At 74.2% G+C, this 18,384-nt stretch carries 16 protein-coding genes; 2 read left to right on the top strand and 14 right to left on the bottom strand.

The features are described from left to right. Positions 1–83 precede the first annotated feature (83 nt). Positions 84–944 carry an endo alpha-1,4 polygalactosaminidase gene (locus tag LQ51_RS24490; protein ID WP_046569610.1) on the top strand — a complete coding sequence of 287 codons (861 nt, stop codon included), beginning with the start codon at positions 84–86 and terminating at the stop codon, positions 942–944. A 183-nt stretch (positions 945–1,127) separates the two neighbouring features. Here the strand turns inward: LQ51_RS24490 and LQ51_RS24485 are convergent, their stop codons facing one another. From LQ51_RS24485 to rsmD, 10 genes are all read right to left on the bottom strand, one after another. Beyond that, entirely contained in the window at positions 1,128–2,636 is a 1,509-nt protein-coding gene (locus tag LQ51_RS24485) for an MFS transporter (protein ID WP_046569552.1), read from the bottom strand. 287 nt (positions 2,637–2,923) lie between these two features. Next, complete coding sequence (locus LQ51_RS24480) at positions 2,924–5,146, bottom strand: MMPL family transporter (protein ID WP_046569550.1); 2,223 nt, start codon at positions 5,144–5,146, stop codon at positions 2,924–2,926. Between the two features lie 237 nt (positions 5,147–5,383). Further along, the gene (gene mutM, locus LQ51_RS24475; protein WP_046569608.1) at positions 5,384–6,241 is read right to left on the bottom strand and encodes a bifunctional DNA-formamidopyrimidine glycosylase/DNA-(apurinic or apyrimidinic site) lyase; all 858 of its coding nucleotides are present in this window, start codon (positions 6,239–6,241) and stop codon (positions 5,384–5,386) included. Continuing rightward, complete coding sequence (gene rnc, locus LQ51_RS24470; RefSeq protein ID WP_046569548.1) at positions 6,234–7,004, bottom strand: ribonuclease III; 771 nt, start codon at positions 7,002–7,004, stop codon at positions 6,234–6,236. The genes mutM and rnc overlap by 8 nt, the downstream gene beginning before the upstream one ends. Beyond that, entirely contained in the window at positions 7,001–7,981 is a 981-nt protein-coding gene (locus LQ51_RS24465; RefSeq protein ID WP_046569546.1) for a fatty acid synthesis plsX protein, read from the bottom strand. The genes rnc and LQ51_RS24465 overlap by 4 nt, the downstream gene beginning before the upstream one ends. Positions 7,982–8,086: 105 nt before the next feature. Beyond that, positions 8,087–8,260: a 50S ribosomal protein L32 gene (rpmF, locus tag LQ51_RS24460; RefSeq protein ID WP_046569543.1), complete on the bottom strand. Its 174-nt coding sequence runs from the start codon at positions 8,258–8,260 to the stop codon at positions 8,087–8,089. 5 nt (positions 8,261–8,265) lie between these two features. After that, positions 8,266–8,829 carry a YceD family protein gene (locus LQ51_RS24455; protein ID WP_046569541.1) on the bottom strand — a complete coding sequence of 188 codons (564 nt, stop codon included), beginning with the start codon at positions 8,827–8,829 and terminating at the stop codon, positions 8,266–8,268. A gap of 227 nt (positions 8,830–9,056) precedes the next feature. Beyond that, positions 9,057–9,554, bottom strand: coding sequence for an SPFH domain-containing protein (locus LQ51_RS24450; protein WP_018786307.1), 498 nt, complete (start codon positions 9,552–9,554; stop codon positions 9,057–9,059). A 307-nt stretch (positions 9,555–9,861) separates the two neighbouring features. Beyond that, positions 9,862–10,338 (bottom strand): pantetheine-phosphate adenylyltransferase, encoded by a 477-nt coding sequence (coaD, locus tag LQ51_RS24445; protein WP_046569524.1) that lies wholly within the window; start codon positions 10,336–10,338, stop codon positions 9,862–9,864. Then, positions 10,335–10,898 carry a 16S rRNA (guanine(966)-N(2))-methyltransferase RsmD gene (rsmD, locus tag LQ51_RS24440; RefSeq protein WP_046569522.1) on the bottom strand — a complete coding sequence of 188 codons (564 nt, stop codon included), beginning with the start codon at positions 10,896–10,898 and terminating at the stop codon, positions 10,335–10,337. Before rsmD ends, coaD begins: the two co-directional genes overlap by 4 nt. 254 nt (positions 10,899–11,152) lie before the next feature. On the opposite strand from rsmD, the gene LQ51_RS24435 reads away from it, so the two are divergent. After that, a complete protein-coding gene (locus LQ51_RS24435; RefSeq protein ID WP_046569520.1) occupies positions 11,153–12,298 on the top strand; it encodes a hypothetical protein in 1,146 nt (381 codons plus the stop codon). Positions 12,299–12,386: 88 nt separating this feature from the next. Here LQ51_RS24435 and LQ51_RS24430 read toward each other — a convergent pair whose 3' ends face one another. The 4 genes from LQ51_RS24430 to LQ51_RS24415 all read right to left on the bottom strand — a co-directional run bounded on the left by LQ51_RS24430 (position 12,387) and on the right by LQ51_RS24415 (position 18,140). Then, on the bottom strand, positions 12,387–13,328 hold the full coding sequence (locus LQ51_RS24430) for a serine hydrolase domain-containing protein (protein ID WP_046569519.1): 942 nt from the start codon (positions 13,326–13,328) through the stop codon (positions 12,387–12,389). Positions 13,329–13,387: 59 nt separating this feature from the next. Then, positions 13,388–14,083 carry a hypothetical protein gene (locus LQ51_RS24425; protein WP_156313214.1) on the bottom strand — a complete coding sequence of 232 codons (696 nt, stop codon included), beginning with the start codon at positions 14,081–14,083 and terminating at the stop codon, positions 13,388–13,390. Between the two features lie 185 nt (positions 14,084–14,268). Beyond that, a complete protein-coding gene (gene recG / locus LQ51_RS24420; RefSeq protein ID WP_046569515.1) occupies positions 14,269–16,521 on the bottom strand; it encodes an ATP-dependent DNA helicase RecG in 2,253 nt (750 codons plus the stop codon). Then, positions 16,518–18,140: a DAK2 domain-containing protein gene (locus tag LQ51_RS24415; RefSeq protein ID WP_046569514.1), complete on the bottom strand. Its 1,623-nt coding sequence runs from the start codon at positions 18,138–18,140 to the stop codon at positions 16,518–16,520. The genes recG and LQ51_RS24415 overlap by 4 nt, the downstream gene beginning before the upstream one ends. Positions 18,141–18,384: the final 244 nt, after the last annotated feature.

Raw genomic sequence — 18,384 nt, 5'->3', positions numbered from 1 at the left:
CGTTCCGCCGGGCCCGGCACCACCGGGTCGGCCGGCGTACCGGCAGGGGCGGCGGGGTGCCGCCCCGGACCCGGGAGCTGTCGATGCGGATCCGGCCGGCCTGGCCCACAGCGCGTGTCCACGCGCTACCCGGCGGGCTGCGCCGTGGGCTGGCGGCGGCATTCGCAATGCTGCTGCTCGGCCCCCTGCCCGGCTGCCGCGAGCCGGTGGTGCCGCCCGGCGCGCCCACCCCGTGGCCGGCCGCGCTGGCCCGGACCTGGCAGTGGCAGTGGCAGCTCAGCGGCCCGCTGGACGTCACCGTCGAGGCGGACGTCTTCCTGCTCGACCCGGTGCGTACCACCTCCGCCGAGACGGCCGCGTTGCGCGCGCGGGACCGCCGGCTGGTCTGCCAGGTGCGGGTGGGCTCGTCCGCGGCCACCGACCCGGACGCCAGCCGCCTCCCGGCCGGGGTGCGCGGCGCCGAGGTGCCGGGCCGGCCGGGCACCCGCTGGCTGGACGTACGCCGGTGGGACACGGTGAGCCCGGTGCTGGCCGACCGGTTCCGGCTGTGCCGGGGCAAGGGCTTCGGCGCGGTCGCGTTCGACGACGCCGACGGGTACCTGCACCGGACCGGCTTCCCGCTCGCCTTCGACGACCAGTTGCTGTTCAACCGGCGGCTGGCCCGGCTGGCCCGCTCGCTCGACCTCTCCCCCGGGCTGGTGGACGACGTGCCGCAGGTCGCCGCGCTCGCCCCCGACTTCGACTTCGCCGTCAACCAGGAGTGCGTACGGCGGCGGGAGTGCGCGAAGCTGTTGCCCTTCGTCGACACCCGGAAACCGGTCTTCCACGTCGAGTACGCCGGCGACCCGGCGACGTTCTGCGTCACCACGGTCGGCTACGGCTTCGCCTCCATCCGCAAGGACCGCGCCCTCGACGCCTGGCGCGACCCGTGCCCGCTCCCCTGAGCCGGCTCGGACCGCGTACCCCGGGAGGGCGCGACCCCTGCCGCTCCGCTGAGCCGGCTCGGGCCGCGTACCCCCGGGAAAGGGTGACCCGTGCCGTTCCCCTGAGCCGGCTCGGGCCGCGTACCCCCGAAAAGGGTGACGCCGCCCCGGCCCGGGCGGGCGGGGGCGGCGTGGGTGGTGCGGTCAGCCGGCGGCGCCGGTGGCCGGGGCCGGCGTCCCGGCGCCGCCGTCGCGCTGCGCCGGGACGCCGGCGTGTTCGGCGCTGAGCGGGGTGGCCAGGTCCTCCAGCGACTTCCCCTCGGCCCGGACGCCGAGCACCAGCTCGACCAGACCGCCGATGATCATCACCGAGGCGCCGATGGCGAACGCGAGCACCGTGTCGCCGACCTGTCCGCTGCCGACCAGCTTGGCGAAGAGCAGCGGGCCGGTGATGCCACCGGCGGCGGTGCCGATCGCGTAGAAGAACGCGATGGCCATGGCCCGGGTCTCCATCGGGAAGATCTCGCTCACCGTCAGGTACGCGGCGCTGGCGCCGGCCGAGGCGAAGAAGAGCACCGCGCACCAGCAGGCGGTCATGGTCACCGCGTTGAGCACGCCGGCGTGGAACAGCCAGGCGGTGCCGAGCAGCAGCACGCCCGAGCCGAGGTACGAGCCGGCGATCATCGGCACCCGGCCGACCGAGTCGAAGAGCCGGCCCAGCAGCAGTGGGCCGAGCAGGTTACCGACCGCGATCACCGCGAAGTAGTAGCCGGCGTTGCCGGTCGGCACGTCGAAGAAGGTCTGCAGGATCTGGGCGAAACCGAAGGTGATCGCGTTGTAGAGGAACGCCTGCCCGATGAAGAGCGAGAAGCCCAGCACGGCGCGCTTGGGGTAGCGGGCGAAGAGGGTCCGGGCGATCTCCACGAAGTTGGTGCTCCGGCGCTGGCGGACCTCGATCCAGCTGTCCGCCTCGGTGAGCTCCGCGCCGGTCTCCCGCTTCACCTCGGCCTCGACCGAGTCGACGAGCTGGTTCGCCTCGTCGGCGCGCCCGTGGATGAACAACCACCGGGGACTCTCCGGGACGTGCCGGCGAACCAGCAGGATCACCACGCCCAGCACCGCGCCCACGCCGAACGCCACCCGCCAGCCGAGGTTGCTCGGCAGGCCGTTGAGCAGCGGTACGGTCAGCAGCGCGCCGACCGCCGCGCCGAGCCAGAAGGTGCCGTTGATGATGATGTCGATCCGGCCGCGGTGCCGGGCCGGGATCAGCTCGTCGATGGCCGAGTTGATCGCCGCGTACTCGCCGCCGATGCCCATGCCGGTCAGGAACCGGAACAGGAAGAACCACCAGGTGTCGAAGGAGAGCGCGGTCAGCGCGGTGGCCACCAGATAGAGCCCGAGGGTCAGCAGGAACAGCTTCTTGCGCCCGAACCGGTCGGTCAGCCAGCCGAAGAAGAGCGCACCGGTGCAGGCGCCGGCCACGTAGAGCGCGGCGGCCAGGCCGGTGACCTGGCTCTGGGTGATGTCCAGGCCGCTGCCCGGCTCGGCCAGCTTGCCGGAGAGGTTGCCGACGATGGTCACCTCGAGGCCGTCGAGGATCCACACCGTGCCGAGGCCGATCACGATCATCCAGTGCCAGCGGGACCACGGCAGCCGGTCGAGGCGGGCCGGGACGTTGGTGCGTACGGTGCCGGCGCGCACGTCGGTGCTCATGACGCGCTCCCGGGGGCTGCGGAGGCCGGGGCGCGACGAGGGGCCGCCGGCGTGAGCTGTTCGTCCATGGCGGCCCAGATGCCCCGCTCCCGTGCCGGTTAATCCTGCCCGTGACGCCCCGGTCACCGGGCCGGCGGGGCGGGCCCGGCGACGCCCGGCGCGGGGCGGCCTGATCGACACCGGTGGCGGAGAATCTGGCCTCCGGCGCCGCGGCCACCGCGACCCGTCGCGGACCGGGCCGGGGCCCGGTGGGCCGGGCCGCGAACGCGGCCCGGCCCACCGGCGGCTCAGTGCGCGCCGACCAGTTCCGGGGCCGGAGTCGGCGGGTCGGCCGGCGGGGTGAGCGCCGCCCGCCGGCGCAGGAAGCGCGGCGCCCACCAGTTCGCCTCGCCCAGCAGGGTCATCAGCGAGGGCAGCACCACCGCCCGGATGATCGTGGCGTCCAGCAGGATCGCCGCCGCCAGGCCGATGCCGAGCTGCTTGAAGTCGATCATGCTGAGCGTGGCGAAGATCGAGAAGACCCCGACCATCACGACCGCCGCGCTGGTCACCACCCCGGCCGAGGAGGTGATCCCGTACGCGACCGCCTCCCGGTTGGGCATGCCCCGGTCGACCGCCTCACGGATCCGGCTGACCACGAAGACGTGGTAATCCATCGACAACCCGAACAGCACCACGAACAGGAACAGCGGCAGCCAGGTGACGATCGCGTCCATCGAGGTGAAGCCGAGCAGGCCCGCCGCCCAGTCGCCCTGGAAGACCAGCACCAGCAGCCCGTACGCGGCGCCGGCGGAGAGCAGGTTCAGCAGGATCGAGGTGGCCGCGACCACCACCGACCGGAACGTCCAGGCCATCACGAGGAACGTGAGCGCCAGCACGAACGCCGCCACGATGGGCAGCTTCGCCCAGATGTGGTCCGCGTAGTCCTCGCTGGCCGCGACGCCGCCGCCGACCGCGTACTCGACGCCGGGGATGCCGCGCAGCGCGGCCGGCACCAGGTCCTGGCGCAGTTCGTGCAGCGACCGGGACGCCTCCTCGCTGCGGCTGGCGTACGGGGTGGCCACGTCCAGCACCGACACCCGGCGGTCGGCCGACACCTTGATCTTCGCGCCGTCCCCCTCGGCCGGCGCGAAGAGCGGGTCGGTGGCGGTCCGGCCGGCCAGGCCGGTCAGTGCGGCGTGCACCCGGTCGGCCTGGTCGGCGGGCGCCCGCACGGCCACCGTGTGGCTGGTGCCGTTGCTGGGGTACGCGGCGGTGAGCCGGTCGTACGCCTGCATGGCGGCGGTGCTGCGCGGCACGTCCTCGGCGCCGGGGAACTTGAGCTTCATGCCGAGCGCCGGCGCGGCCAGCGCGAGCAGCAGGGTGACCGAGATCAGCAGGGTGGCCACCGGCGCGCGCAGCGCGGGCCGGAGCACGGCCGGCCAGAACCGGGGCCTGGCCGGCTGGCCGTGCCGCCCGGTACGCGGGGCGGTGAGCCGCCACAGCAGCGGCACCCGGGGCCGGTCCACCCAGCGGCCCAGCTTGGCCAGCAGCGCCGGCAGCACGGTCAGCGAGCCGATCACCGCGACCGCCACCACCAGGATCGATCCGACCGCCAGCGACGAGAAGATGGCGTCCTGGGCCAGCAGCAGGCCGCCCATCGAGATGATCACTGCGGTGCCGGAGACCACCACGGCGTGCCCGGAGGTCTCCGCGGCGATCTCCACGGCATCCAGGCCGGACCGGCCCTTGGCCCGTTCCTCCCGCTCCCGCCGCACGTAGAACAGCGAGTAGTCCACCCCGACCGCCATGCCGATCAGCAGGATCACGCTGGCGGTGGTGTCGGTGGCGGGTACCAGGTGCGAGGCGAGCGTGGAGAGCCCCATCGCCGCGGCCACCGAGGAGAGCGCCAGCAGCACCGGCACGCCGGCCGCGATCAGCGCGCCGAACGCGATGATCAGGATGGCCAGGGTGACCGGCAGGCTGAGCAGCTCGGCCCGCTTGAAGTCCTTGCCGAGGGTGTCGTCGAGCGCCTTGTCGATCGACGGGCCGCCGACCTCCTCGACGCGCAGCGCCGGGTGCGCCTGCTGCACCTCGGCGGTCGCGTCGCGCAGCGGCTGCACCCGGTCGGACGCGGTCTCCGGGTCGCCGGCCATGGTGATCGGCAACAGCAGCGCGCTGCCGTCCCGGGACGGCAGCGGCGCGCCGACCGAGGCGACCCCCGTGACCTGCCGCAGCCGCGCGGTCGCGTCGTCGGCGGCCGCCTTCGCCGCCGCCGGGTCGAGCGCACCCGAGCGGGGCGTGATGAGGACGTTCTCCACGGCCGGCTCGTGGAAGCCCCCGCTGTCCACGATCAGCTCGGCCCGGCCGAACTCGCCGATGGCCTGGTCGGAGTCGGTCGCCTCGCTCAGCCCCGCGGCGTTGCCGCCGACGAAGCACACCGCCACGAAGACCACCCACAGCGCGATGGCCCGCCACGGGTGCTCCGCGCTCCACCGTGCCAACCGCACGGTCATCGGTCGCCTGCCCATATCCGGGTTCCCCCTCCAGATGCCGGCCCAGTGCCGACGCCTGCTGACGCTAGGCAGTGGGCGGCACCCGGACATCGGGGAACGGCCCCGGCTCGTCCCCCATCCGGCGCGACCCCGCCCGGCCGCCCGGAACCGGCTCGCCCACCCGGACAGAACGGGACTTTCCGGGTACGACCGGGGAACCTGCCGGGCATCGGCGGGTGCGGCACACCGGCGCAACCCCGAGCCGGCTCGGGGTCATCCCCGGAGGGCACCCCGGGGTCGGGGCTGGCAGCGCGGGCAGCTGTAGGACGACCGGTTCATGAACGCCTCGCGGCGGATCGGCGTCCCGCACCGCGGGCACGGCTCCCCCTCGCGGCCGTACGCGTTGAGCGACCGGTCGAAGTAGCCGCTCTCGCCGTTGACGTTGACGTACAGCTCGTCGAAGCTGGTGCCGCCCTGCTTGACCGCCTCGTCGAGCACGTCCCGGATGTGCCCGAGCAGCCGTGCGGCCGCCGGGCCGGTGAGCGCGTCGGTCGGCCGGACGCCGTGCAGCCGGGCCCGCCAGAGTGCCTCGTCGGCGTAGATGTTGCCGACGCCGGAGATCAACGTCTGGTCGAGCAGCGCCCGCTTCACCTCCGTCCGCCGCTTGCGCAGCGCCGCCACGAAACCGGCGTCGGAGAACTCCGGGTCCCTGGGGTCTCGGGCGATGTGCGCGATCTCGGCCGGCAGTTCCGCCCCGCCCTCGGAGACGGACAGCCCACCGAACGTGCGCTGGTCGACGAAGCGGAGCTCCGGGCCGTCGTCGGCGAACCGGAACCGGACCCGCAGGTGCAGCTCGTCGGCCGCGCCGACCGGCCGGAGCAGCAGCTGGCCGGACATGCCGAGGTGCCCGATGATGGCGTCACCGCTGTCCAGCGGCAGCCACAGGTACTTGCCCCGGCGCCGGACGTCGGTGACCGTCCGGCCGGTCAGCACGTCGGCGAAGTGCTGACCGCCCGGCTCGTGCCGGCGGACCGCCCGGGGGTGGCGCACCTCGACGGCGGTGATCCGCCGGCCGACGACCCACTGGGCCAGCCCCTGCCGGATGGTCTCGACCTCGGGCAGCTCAGGCACGGCCGGCGCCCGCCTCGGCCGCGTCACCGGCCGGCTCGGCGGCCGCCGCCTCGGCCTGCTCGGTCAGCGTCCGCCAGGCCGACTCGGCGGCCCGCTGCTCGGCCTCCTTCTTGCTGCGCCCCTCGGCGCCGCCGTACCGGTTGCCGGCCACCACCACCCAGGCCGTGAAGGTCTTCAGGTGATCCGGGCCGGTGCCCTCGATCCGGTACTCCGGCACGCCCAGCCCGAGCGCCGCGGTCAGCTCCTGGAGGCTGGTCTTCCAGTCCAGCGCGGCGCCCCGCCCGGCGGACTCGGCCATCAACGGATCGAAGAGCCGGTGGATCACCAGCGCCGCGGTGTCCAGCCCGTACTGGAGGTAGATCGCGCCCAGCAACGCCTCCAGGGTGTCCGCCAGGATGCTGGCCTTGTCCCGGCCGCCGGTGGCCTCCTCGCCCTTGCCCAGCAGCAGGTACGCGCCCAGCCCGTCCGGGCCGAGGCCGCGGGCCACGTCGGCGAGCGCCCGCATGTTGACCACGCTGGCGCGCAGCTTGGCCAGCTGCCCCTCGGGCAGGTCCGGATGGTTGTGGAAGAGCGCCGTGGTGATCACCACGCCGAGGACCGAGTCGCCCAGGAACTCCAACCGCTCGTTGGTGGGCAGGCCGCCGTTCTCGTACGCGTAGGAGCGGTGGGTCAGCGCCCGCTCCAGCAGCTCCGGGTCGAGCGACACGCCGAAGGCCGCCTCCAGGTGGCCGACGGGTGCGCGTCGCCGCTTGTCGTTGGTCATGGTGCTACCTCGGTGTCGTTGCGGTCAGGTGCGGGATCGTGCGGAACAGCGTCGAGCAGGCCGGCGACCGTGCCGGCGGCGCCGCGCCGCCACAGGTGGGCGGCGAGGGCGATGCCGGACGCGACGTCGTCGGGGCGGGCCGCCCCGTGGCAGACGACCACGGTGCCGGCGACCCCGAGCAGGGCCGCCGCGCGGGGGGCGCCACCGCTCGCCGGGGGCCCGCCCGCCATCGCGTACGCGCCCTCGATGGCCTTGAGCAGGACGTTGCCGGTGAAGCCGTCGGTGACGACGACGTCGGCGCGGGTGCCGACGGAGATGTCGTACCCCTCGACGAGGCCGACGTAGCGGGCGCCGCAGGGCAGCGCGACGGCCGCGAGCGCGTGATCGGCGGAGCGGCGCAGCCGGTCGCCCTTGCCCGCCTCGGTGCCGACGGAGAGCAGCCCGATCCGGGGCGCGGCCACGGCGTGCGCCACGGCGGCGTACGCGGCGCCGAGCACGGCGTGCCGGGCGAGCGTGGCGGGACCGGGTTCCAGGGTGCCGCCCACGTCCAGCAGCACCACCGGGCCGGCGACGGCGGGCAGGGTGGCGACCAGGGCCGGCCGGCGTACCCCGCTCCAGCGACCGAGACCGAGCGCGGCGGCGGTGACGGTCGCGCCGGTCGCGCCGGCGGAGACGAGCGCGTCGGCGACGCCGTCGCGGACGGCGGTGACCGCCGCGCGGACGGTGCTCTCCGCGCGGGCGGCGGTGGGGTGGTCGGCCATGCCGACCACGGTCCGCACCGGGCGGACGCTGACCCGGGCCCGCTGCTCCGGGGTGAGCGCACCGATCAGCCCGTCGGCGACCTCGGTCGGTCCGACGAGCAGCAGCTGCAGGTCAGGGTCGGTGCGCACTGCTCGCAGAGCGCCGTCAACCACGACGGCGGGAGCCTCGTCCCCGCCGAGGAGGTCAACGGCGATCCGCGCGGTGCCCGGCTCCACCGGTACGCCGGCCGAGGGCCGACCGGCGGTGGAGGGAGCCGGGACACCGGGCGAGAGCCGTGGTGCGCGCGCCACCCGACCGGTGGTCGGGGACGTCACTCGTCGTCAGACCTCGAGGACCTGACGGCCGTTGTAGGTGCCGCAGACCGAGCAGGCGGCGTGCGGGAGCTTCGCCGACTTGCACTGCGGGCAGGCCACGGTCGCGACCGCCGTGGCCTTCCAGTTCGCCCGGCGGGCGCGGGTGTTGCTGCGCGACATCTTGCGCTTGGGGACGGCCACGGTTCTTACTCCTCTGTACGGGTCAGTTGCGACAGGCCCGCCCAACGCGGGTCGATCTGCTGATGGCTGTGGTCGGCCGGCAGATCGTCCCAGTGCACCCCACACTCGGGGCACAACCCTGGGCAGTCCTCCCGGCAGAGCGGGTTCGTCGGCAGCGCGAGCACCACCGCGTCCCGCAGCGCCGGCTCCAGGTCGATCAGATCGCCCTGCATCCGGCCCACCTCGTCCTCGTCGGTCGTGTCGTCCGTGGTGCTGTTCTCGTACGCGTACAGCTCCTGGATCGTCACGGCCACCGAGTCGTCGATCTCGCGCAGGCAGCGGCCGCACTCGCCCTTGACGGGACCGGTCACGGTCCCGGAGACGAGCACGCCCTCGGACACCGACTCCATCCTCAGGTCGAGGTCGAGGTCCGCGCCCTCCGGCACGCTGATCAACTCCACGCCGAGGTCCGCCGGTGCCGGCACGACCCGCTTGTGCGTACGCAACGCACCAGGCCGGCGCGGCAGCTCCCTCGTGTCGAGGACCAGCGGCGACCTGGGGTTGAGTGGGCTTGGCGAGTGTTTGGGCATAGTCAGACTCCGGCCGGTGAGAGGCCGACAAAGAAGGTTACCTGGACGACCGGCGGACCGTCGAACCGGGGCGTCGCCCCTGGCCCGTCGGCTGCCGGCTGTCGGCCACCGGCCCGCGTCGCGCTGGCAAGGGTAGCTCGGTCGCGGGCCGCCGGCCCGGCTCACGAGGCGCGCCACCGGCCGCCGGCCGGCTCACCGGGCGCGGCCATAGGCCGCCGGCCCGGCGTTCAGAAAGGCAGCGGGCGGTCCGCCTCGTCGCCGGCGAAGGTGCCGATCTCGCGCAGCGCGTGCATCTTGTCCCGGCCCCGCTCTATCGAGGCGAGCGCCCGGGTGAGGAACTGCTCGAAGTTGGCCAGGGCGGTGTCGACGTAGTCGTCCACCTCCTCGCGGAGGCGCTGCGCCTCGGCGCGGGCCTCGGCGATGATCCGGGCGCCCTCGTGCTCGGCGGAGACCGTGATCTCGTTCACCGAGACCAGCCGGGCGTGTTCCGCCTCGCCCTCGCTGATGATCCGGTCGGCCTCGCGCTTGCCGGCCTCCATGATCTTGTCGCGCTCCTCGAGCAGCGCGGCGGCCCGGCGCAGGTCGGCGGGGAGCTCCGCGCGCAGCTCGTCGAGGGCGGCGATCATCTCGCCGCGGTCGACCATGCAGTTGTTGCGCGACATCGGCACGGAGCGGGCCTGCTCCACCATGGCGATGAGTTCGTCGATGCGATCGAGCGGGTCCACCGGTACCTCACTCCTGTCATTCGTCGGCCGACCTACATGATGCGGCCTGCGCCCGGTTTCGGCGCTGCACACATCATGTCGCGCCCGCTCCACCGTGCCCGGCTGCACCCCCGACCGGCGCGTCGCCCCGCGCGCCCGGCCGGCACGTCGCCTCCCACGCCCGACCGGCACGTCGCCCTCGCGCGTCCGACCGGCGCATTGCCCCGCGCGTCCGGCCGGCACGTCGCCTCCCGCGCCCGACCGGCGCGTCGCCCCGCTCGCCCGGCCGGCGTGCCTGCCCGCTCCCGCCCACCGGGGGCGGGGCGGGTCAGCGGTGCAGGCGGGCGACCAGCTGCTCGCGGACCACGTCGGGGACGTGCGCGGAGATGTCGCCGCCCCACTTGGCCACGTCCTTGACCAGGCTGGAGGAGAGGAAGGAGTAGAGCGGGTTGGTGGGCATGAAGAGCGTCTCCACGCCGGCCAGGCCGATGTTCATCTGGGCCATCTGCAGCTCGTAGTCGAAGTCGCTGACCGCCCGCAGGCCCTTGATCAGGACGCTCGCCTGCTGGGCCCGGCAGAAGTCCACCAGCAGGCCGCGGAACGACTCGACCCGGACGTTGTCGTACGAGCCGGTCACCTCGCGGAGCATGTCGATCCGCTCCTCGACGGTGAACAGCCCCTGCTTCGACTGGTTGACCAGCACGCCGACGATCACCTCGTCGAACAGCCGGCTGGCCCGGCCGATGATGTCGAGGTGTCCGTTGGTGACCGGGTCGAAGGAGCCCGGGCAGACCGCACGTCTCATGATCGGCGACCGTACCAAAGGGTGGTCTCGCCGTACCGGCGGCTGCGCTCGCCAGTGACGCCCTGCACCCAGCCGACCGGCCCGGTCCGGCTGGACCGCTCGACGACCACCAGGGCGTCCGGGGCCAGCCAGCCGCCGTCGACCAGCGCGGCCAGCAGCGCGCTGATCTCCTCGTCGGGTACGGCGTACGGCGGGTCGGCGAAGACCACGTCGTACGGGTCGCCGTCGGGGCCGGCGGCGAGCACCGTGGCCACCTTGCCGGTAACCAGACGCGCAGCCGGCGCGGCCCGCAGCGCGGCGATGTTCTCCCGGATCACCCGGGCCGCCCGGGCGTCGGACTCGACCAGCAGCACATGCGCGGCACCCCGGGACAGCGCCTCCAGCCCGACCGCCCCGGAGCCGGCGTAGAGGTCGGCGAAGCGGGCCCCGTCGAGGTCCAGCTCGGCCTGCACGGCGCTGAACAGCGCCTCGCGCACCCGGTCCGAGGTGGGCCGGGTGCCGGCGCCGGGGGGCGCGGCGATCCGCCGCCCGCCGTACGTGCCGGCCACGATCCGGGTCACCGGGTGCTCCTGCGCATGCCCAGACGCTAACCCACAACAAGACCGGCGAACGCGACACGGTGGGTACCGCGGCACACATCGATCGGTGACCGAGGGTGCATCAATGATCTCAGATTCATAACAGACTCTCACCGGACCGCCCATCGACGTAACGCCTTACGTACAGACCTCGCTAGGGTCTGCCCGGTGTCGGCCAGGGCGCGAGTCTCCGATCCGCCTGCCGTACCCTCCGATCCCCCTCATCAGGAGTAGACGTGAACCGTCTGAACCTCCGGCGCGCCGCGGCCCTCGCCGCCGGCGCGCTGATCGGCCTCGCCGGCGTAGCCATCGCCGCCAGCCCGGCCAGCGCCCACCACAGCGAGATCAAGGTCACCGCCGAATGTGACACCGCCAAGGGCGAGTGGGTCACCACGTGGACCGTGCGCACCTACGCGCCCGCCGGCGTGTCCTCCTACCGGCTCATCAAGGCGGAGGCCTCGGCCCTGACCGGCGAGGCAGCCGCACCGCTCGCCGTCGCCGGCATCGCGACCACCCCGGACGGCGCCGACCCGCAGTACCCGCACAAGGTGTCGGACGCCCTGGTCGGCACCGCCCGCCTCGCGGGCACCGCCACGGCGGCGTCGCTCACCGTGCAGGCCGAGTGGGACAACACCTTCCGGGAGCGGGACGCCAAGAGCGCCTCGATCAAGTTCAGCGAAAGCTGCGACAAGGTGGTCACCCCGCCGCCGGCCCAGGCCAACCCGACCGCCACCGTGACCTCCGACTGCGCCGGTGAGGTGACGGTCAAGCTGGACAACTCGGCCGAGGCCACCAAGGACGCCGCCTTCACCCTCACCGGCACCGATGGTTTCCGCGAGACCGCGGAGGTCGCGCCGGGCAAGTCCGCCACGGTGAAGGTTCCCGCCAAGAACGCCGGCAAGATCAAGGTCACCGAGGCCGGGCAGGAGCAGCCGCTCTTCGACGACAAGCCCGCCGAGGCCAAGGACTGCGTCGAGCCGGGCGAGCCGTCGGGCAGCTACCAGTCCACCTGTGACGAGCTGATCTTCCAGATCGAGAACCCGAAGGACGGCAAGACCGTCGAGATCACCTTCACGCCGAACAAGGGTGAGGCGAAGAAGCTGGTCGTGCAGCCAGGCGAGACCAAGACCGTCACGTTCAAGGCCTTCGAAGGTCTGAAGGTGACCCCGACGGCCGACGGCCTGGACGACTCCGAGCCGATCGCCTGGGAGAAGCCGAAGGACTGCACCCCGGGTGGGGGCGGCGGCCAGACCGACGGCCCGACCCTGCCGGTCACCGGTCCGCAGGCCGGTGCCATCGCGGGCGGGGCGCTCCTGCTCCTCGCCGCCGGTGCGGTGCTCTTCGTGATGGCCCGCCGTCGTCGGGTCCGCTTCACCGCCTGATCCACTCCGGATCGCCCGAGGGCGCGTCGACCAGCCGGTCGGCGCGCCCTCGCCGTTCGTGACGCACCCCAGCGGCCACAGGTACGGATCAGGCGGCCGGATCGGAGCCGAGCACCGACATGACCGCGACCGGGTCCACCTCGGCCTGGTTGGTCAGCAGCACCAGCCGCTGGTCGGAGTCGGGCAGCCAGGCGGCGAACGCCTTGTAGCCGCCGTTGTCCCCGGAGTGGTGGACCGCCCGCCGACCGGTCAGCGACCCCACGAAGAACCCGTATCCGTACGCGTCGCCGGCCCGACCCGTGGACACCTGCGGCGCGACCATCGCCGCCACCGAGCCCGGGGAGAGCAACCGTCCCCGACGCGGCACGTCGAGCCAGGTGAGCAGGTCCGCGCCGGTGCACCAGACGTCACCGGCGCCCATGCTCACGGTCGCCAGGTCCCACGACGGCACCGGCCGGCCGCGCTCGTGCCCGATCGCCACATCCGGTCGGCCGTCGCCCGGGCCGGCGAAGCTGCCCGCCATCCCCAACGGCGCGAACACCTCCTCGGCGAGGAACTCCGGGTACGACCGGCCGGTGGCCCGCTCGACGGCCCGGGCCAGCAGCACGTAGCCAGGGCTGCTGTAGTGCCACCCCGCTCCGGGCCGGAACAGTGGCGGCACGGCGGCGAACGCAGCGAGCAGGGCGTCCGGCTCGGCCGGCCCGAGCAGGTCGACCGCCGGGTACTCGGGCCAGTGGCCCAGACCCGAGCTGTGGGTGAGCAGGTGGTGCAGCGTGATGCTGGACCACGCCGGCGGCGGGTCGGGCAGCCACCGCACCACCGGGTCGGTCAGGCGCAGCACGCCCCGCTCGGCGAGCAGCAGCACCGCCACGGCCGCCATCTGCTTGCTGATCGAGGCGATCTGGAAACGGGTGGCCCGGGCGCAGGGCAGGCCGGTGGCCTCGTCCGCCATCCCGGTGACCTCGTCCACCAGCGACTCATCGCCCCGAGCCCGCAGGAGCACACCACGTTCGAGGGAAAACGTCGACATCCGCCGAAGCCTAGGCGCTGGTGACCGCCGGCGAGGGCCGGTGATCTCGTCGACCCGCGTCACTGCCTCCGGGGTACGGCCCGGAGCAGGGCGCCCACCGTCACGTCCTCCGGGTCAGCGCCCTCCAGGGTCACCCGGGCGGTCTCCCCGTCCGGCAGATGGGACAGCTCCTCGGCACGCCGGGTGATCCCGGCCACCCTCCATCTCCGCACGCCGGCACCGGTCCACAGGTCCTGTCCCCGATCCACCGGACCGCCAACCGCCCGGGCCGTGCAAAGGACCGCGCCCTGCTGCCGGACACGCAGGTCGAGAATCATCAGTGCCGGCTCGACCTCGAAGCCGGAACTGTCCGCGTCCGCACTCACCTTCAGGGACCCTCCGGCTGCACTGAAGACCTGCCGTACCTCCTCCTCGGAGAGCCGAGGAGGAACGAAATCCACGGTAGTCATCCGATCACGGAAGGACTCGGGCACCGCGATGTCGTACATGTCCACCAATTCGGCGGCAATTAGCGGCCAGGCCCACACACCATCGGTCAGCACACTGCCGCCGCCCGGGACGAGGATCCCGGACCCACCGATCGGGTCCCCGACCGTGCCCGGCACGACCACCAGTGGCGTCCCGGCCCGCAGGTACGCCACGACGGAATCCTTGTCCGCGCCGCGAAATCGTTCCAGGTCACGTGCCCAAGTCGACCTCCCGGCCTGGAAACCGAGTTGGTCATAGAAGGCGAAGTACTTCAGTCCAGCAACCATGAATCACTCTTCCACGGGTCTCCCTGCCACGGGCCGCCTCCGGCGAAGATGCCACTTCGCCGACGTCTGCACGAGGCGCTGTCCATCGAGCCGTACCGGCGCCTGGCACAGCATTCACTAACCGTTGCGGCGCGACGAACTCGCCGGCGCGCGGCCCGCGCTGCCCTGAACGGGTTGGCCGGTGGTCAGCCCTTCTCCAGGTATTCGGCGCGTTCCTCGTCGACCAGCGCGGCCACCGAGGCGGCCAGCGCCGGATGCCGCTCCAACTCCGGGTCCTCCTCGACCAGGGCGATCGCCTCGGCGCGGGCGTCCCGGATCAGCTCGGTGTCGCGCAGCAGGGACAGCAGCCGCAGGTGGGAGCGGCGTCCCGACTGGGTGGCGCCGAGCACGTCGCCCTCGCGGCGCTGCTCCAGGTCCAGTTCGGCGAGCTTGAAACCGTCCGTGGTGGACGCCACCGCGTCGAGGCGTTCCCGGGCGGATGAGCCCTCCATCGCCTCGGTGACCAGCAGGCACAGCCCGGCGGCGGAGCCCCGGCCCACCCGGCCGCGCAGCTGGTGCAGCTGGGAGACGCCGAACCGGTCGGCGTCCAGCACGACCATCATGGTGGCGTTGGGCACGTTGACGCCCACCTCGACCACCGTGGTGGCCACCAGCACGTCCAGGTCCCCGGCGGCGAAGGCGCGCATCACCGCGTCCTTCTCGTCAGCCGGCAGCCGCCCGTGCAGCACCCCGATCCGCAGCCCGTGCAGCGGTCCCTCGGCGAGCAGCGGCGCCACCTCGGTCACCGCCAGCGGCGGCCGGCGGCCGTTGTCGTCCTCGCGCGGGGGCTCCTCGTCCGAGACCGGCCCTGGTCCGGAGTCCGGCGCCTCCGCGCTGGCCGCTCCGGCCCCGGACCCCGGATCCCCGATCCGCGGGCAGACCACGTACCCCTGGTGGCCCTTGCCGACCTCCTCGCGCAGCCGCCGCCAGGCCCGGTCCAGGAAGGCCGGCTTCTCCGCCGCCGGCACCACGTGCGAGGCGATCGGCGAGCGCCCCTGCGGCAGCTGGGACAGGGTGGAGATCTCCAGGTCGCCGTAGACGGTCATGGCGACCGTACGCGGGATCGGGGTGGCGGTCATCACCAGCACGTGCGGCGGCTGGTCGGCCTTGGCGCGCAGCGCGTCGCGCTGCTCGACGCCGAAGCGGTGCTGCTCGTCGACCACCACCAGGCCCAGGTCGTGGAAGTCGACGCCCTCGTAGAGCAGGGCGTGGGTGCCGAGCACGATGCCGGCCCGCCCCTCGGCCACCTCGGCGAGGGCCCGCCGCCGGGCCGCCGCGCCGAGCGAGCCGGTGACCAGCTCCACCCGGGTGGCGTCGTCGGCCGCGCCCAGCTCGCCGGCCTGCGCCAGCGGACCCAGCAGCTCGACGATGCCCCGGTGATGCTGGGCGGCGAGCACCTCGGTCGGGGCGAGCAGGGCCGCCTGCCCGCCGGCGTCGACCACCTGGAGCATGGCCCGCAGCGCCACCAGGGTCTTGCCGGAGCCGACCTCGCCCTGGAGGAGCCGGTGCATGGGGTGCGCGGTGGCCAGGTCGGCGGCGATCTCCCGGCCGACGACCTGCTGCCCGGAGGTCAGCTCGTACGGCAGCCGGGCGTCGAAGGCGTCCAGCAGGCCACCGGGCCGCGCCGGCCGGGCCTTCGCCGGCCAGGCCGCCGCCCGGTGCTTGCGCTGCACCAGGGTGAGCTGCACGGCGAACGCCTCGTCCCACTTGAGCCGCCGCCGGGCCCGGTACAGCGCCTCCTTGCTGGACGGCCGGTGGATCTCGCGCAGCGCGGCGCCGATGTCGGCCAGGTTGCGGGTGGCCCGCACGGTCGCCGGCAGCGGATCCGCCGGCGGGGTGAAGGTGTCCAGCACCACCCGCACGCAGCGGGCGATCACCCAGGTCGGCACGGCCGCCGCGGCCGGGTAGACCGGGATCAGCGCGCCGGCGAACTCCTCGACCTCCTCGTTGGCGGCCGCCTCGCCGTCGCCGCCCTCGCCCAGCAACACGTACTCCGGGCCGTTGAGCTGCCGCTTGCCCCGGAACTCGGTGACCTTGCCGGCGAACAGCCCCCACCGGCCGGGGCGCAGCTCCCGCTCCCGCCAGGCCTGGTTGCCGAAGAAGGTGAGGGTGAGCACCCCGCCGGACCCGTCGCCGACGGTCACCTCCAGCAGGTTGCCCCGGCGCTGGCGCATCGGCCGGACCGCGGTGCGCTGCACCTGGGCCAGCACGGTCACCTGCTCCCCCACGTCCAGCGAGCGGATGTCGGTGTGCTCGCCGCGCTCGTCGTACCGGCGCGGGAAGTGGTAGATCAGGTCGCCGGCGGTGTGCAGGTCGAGGTGGCTGGCCAGGGCCTTGGCCGTACGCTCGCCGACCAGCTTCTTCAGCGGCGTGTCCACCGTGCTCGGTTCGCTCGTCATTCGACCCCCAGCAGGAGCGGGTAGTGCGGCTGGCCGCCCTCGTACGCCTGCACCTCGACGAACGGCCAGGACCGTTCGACGTGCTCGCGCACCCGCTCGGCCAGCCCCGTCGGGGCATCCGCCCCGCAGAGCAGGGTGACCAGCTCGCCGCCGCCGCCGAGCATCCGGTCGACCACGGCGGTGCAGGTGTCCAGCAGATCCTGCCCGATCAGGTGCACCTCCCCCTCGACCAGGGCCAGCACGTCGCCGGGGCGGCACGGGCCGGCCACGGTGAGGGCCTCCTTGCTGGCGTGGCAGACCTCGGCGTACCGGCAGGCACCGGCCGCCTCGGCCATGGCGATCACGTCGTCCTCGAAGCGCCGCTGCGGGTCGCGGACGGCCAGCGCCGCCAGGGCCTGCACGGGCGAGCGGGTCGGCACCACGCTCACCTTCACCCCGAGCCCGTGCGCCTCCCGCGCGGCCGCGCTCGCCACCGACTGGGTGTTCGGGTCGTTCGGCAGCACCACCACCCGGGCCGCCCCGGTGGCCCGTACCGCGTCGAGCAGCTCGCCGGTGGACGGGTTGGCCGGCACCACGACGGCCCCCTCCCCGGCGAAGAGCTCGGCGATGCCGGCACCGGTGGCCACCACCACGGCCGCCCGGCCGTCGGGCCGCCACGCCGCCTGGGCGGCGGCCGGCGCCGGCTGGTCGGCGAAGCGGGTCACGGTGATCCGGTGCGGCCGGCCGGCCACCACCCCCGCCTCGATCGCCGCGCCGACGTCGTTGACGTGCACGTGCACGTTCCAGGTGCCGCCGCCCGGGCCGCCGTCCCCGACGATCACCAGGGAGTCGCCGAGCGCGTCCAGCTGGGCGCGGAGCCGGCCCACCGCCTCGTCCGTGGCGTCGAGCAGGTACTGCACCTCGTAGGCGTACTCCGGGGAGCCGGACTCGCGCACGGCGGCGGCCGGCGGGCGGACCGCCGGCGACGGCACGGCCGGCGGCCGCGGGCTCTCCCCCGTGACCACCTCCACCAGCGCGTCCAGCAGCACGCAGAGACCCCGCCCGCCCGCGTCCACCACGCCGGCGCGGGCCAGCGCGGGCAACTGCTCAGGGGTACGCGCCAGCGCGGTCGCCGCCGCCGCCGACGCGGCCCGGCACACCGCGCGCAGGTCGTCGCTGTCCGCCTGTTCGGCGGCGCGCGCCGCGGCGGCCACCACGCTGAGCAGGGTGCCCTCGACCGGCTGGGCGACCGCGGCGTACGCGGCGGCGGCCGCGCCGGACAGCGCGGCGGCGAGCTGCCGGCCGCGGACCGCGGGCGCGGCGGCCAGGGTGTCGGCCAGGCCGCGCAGGATCTGCGACAGGATCACCCCGGAGTTGCCGCGGGCGCCGAGCAGCGCGCCCCGGGCCATCAGCCGCAGCGCGTGCCCGTGCGGGGTGTGCCCGTCCTCCGGGAGGGTGCCCAGGTCCATGGCGAGGGCCTGCTGGGCGGAGGTGAGGGTGAGCACCAGGTTGGTGCCCGTGTCGCCGTCCGGGACCGGGTAGACGTTCAGGTCGTCGATCTCGCCCTGGTGGCGCTGGAGGGCGGCCAGCCCGCTCGCGCACCACCGGCGCACCGCGGCCGCGTCCAGGGTGTCCAGCACGTCGGGAAGCCTACTGGCGCGGACCGACACCCGCCGGGGTCGCCCGGCGTGTCCGGCCGCCGGGCCGGATCAGCGTCGCCCGCCCGCACCGGTACGCTTGCCGCCTTCCCGCCCGCCACCGCCCGCTCGGCGGGTCCGACGCCTCGTGCACGCGGGTCTGGGCGGCTCCCTCCCGGTGCCGCTGGCGTCTGGAGCCCGAGCCGCCGGTCGGGCCGGTTGGGCGGACGGGGCGGTCATCGGGTAA

Origin of the sequence: Micromonospora sp. HK10, assembly GCF_000982955.1 — a bacterium.
In the GTDB taxonomy this organism is placed as follows: domain Bacteria; phylum Actinomycetota; class Actinomycetes; order Mycobacteriales; family Micromonosporaceae; genus Micromonospora.
This window is presented reverse-complemented; position numbering and strand designations above follow the sequence as displayed.

Excerpts from the sequence above, each read along its gene's own strand:
- LQ51_RS24490 (WP_046569610.1), top strand. The coding sequence starts at position 84 with ATGCGGATCCGGCCGGCCTGGCCCACAGCGCGTGTCCACGCGCTACCC.
- LQ51_RS24485 (WP_046569552.1), bottom strand. The coding sequence starts at position 2,636 with ATGAGCACCGACGTGCGCGCCGGCACCGTACGCACCAACGTCCCGGCC.
- LQ51_RS24480 (WP_046569550.1), bottom strand. The coding sequence starts at position 5,146 with ATGGGCAGGCGACCGATGACCGTGCGGTTGGCACGGTGGAGCGCGGAG.
- rnc (WP_046569548.1), bottom strand. The coding sequence starts at position 7,004 with ATGACCAACGACAAGCGGCGACGCGCACCCGTCGGCCACCTGGAGGCG.
- LQ51_RS24455 (WP_046569541.1), bottom strand. The coding sequence starts at position 8,829 with ATGCCCAAACACTCGCCAAGCCCACTCAACCCCAGGTCGCCGCTGGTC.
- coaD (WP_046569524.1), bottom strand. The coding sequence starts at position 10,338 with ATGAGACGTGCGGTCTGCCCGGGCTCCTTCGACCCGGTCACCAACGGA.
- LQ51_RS24430 (WP_046569519.1), bottom strand. The coding sequence starts at position 13,328 with ATGTCGACGTTTTCCCTCGAACGTGGTGTGCTCCTGCGGGCTCGGGGC.
- LQ51_RS24425 (WP_156313214.1), bottom strand. The coding sequence starts at position 14,083 with ATGGTTGCTGGACTGAAGTACTTCGCCTTCTATGACCAACTCGGTTTC.
- recG (WP_046569515.1), bottom strand. The coding sequence starts at position 16,521 with ATGACGAGCGAACCGAGCACGGTGGACACGCCGCTGAAGAAGCTGGTC.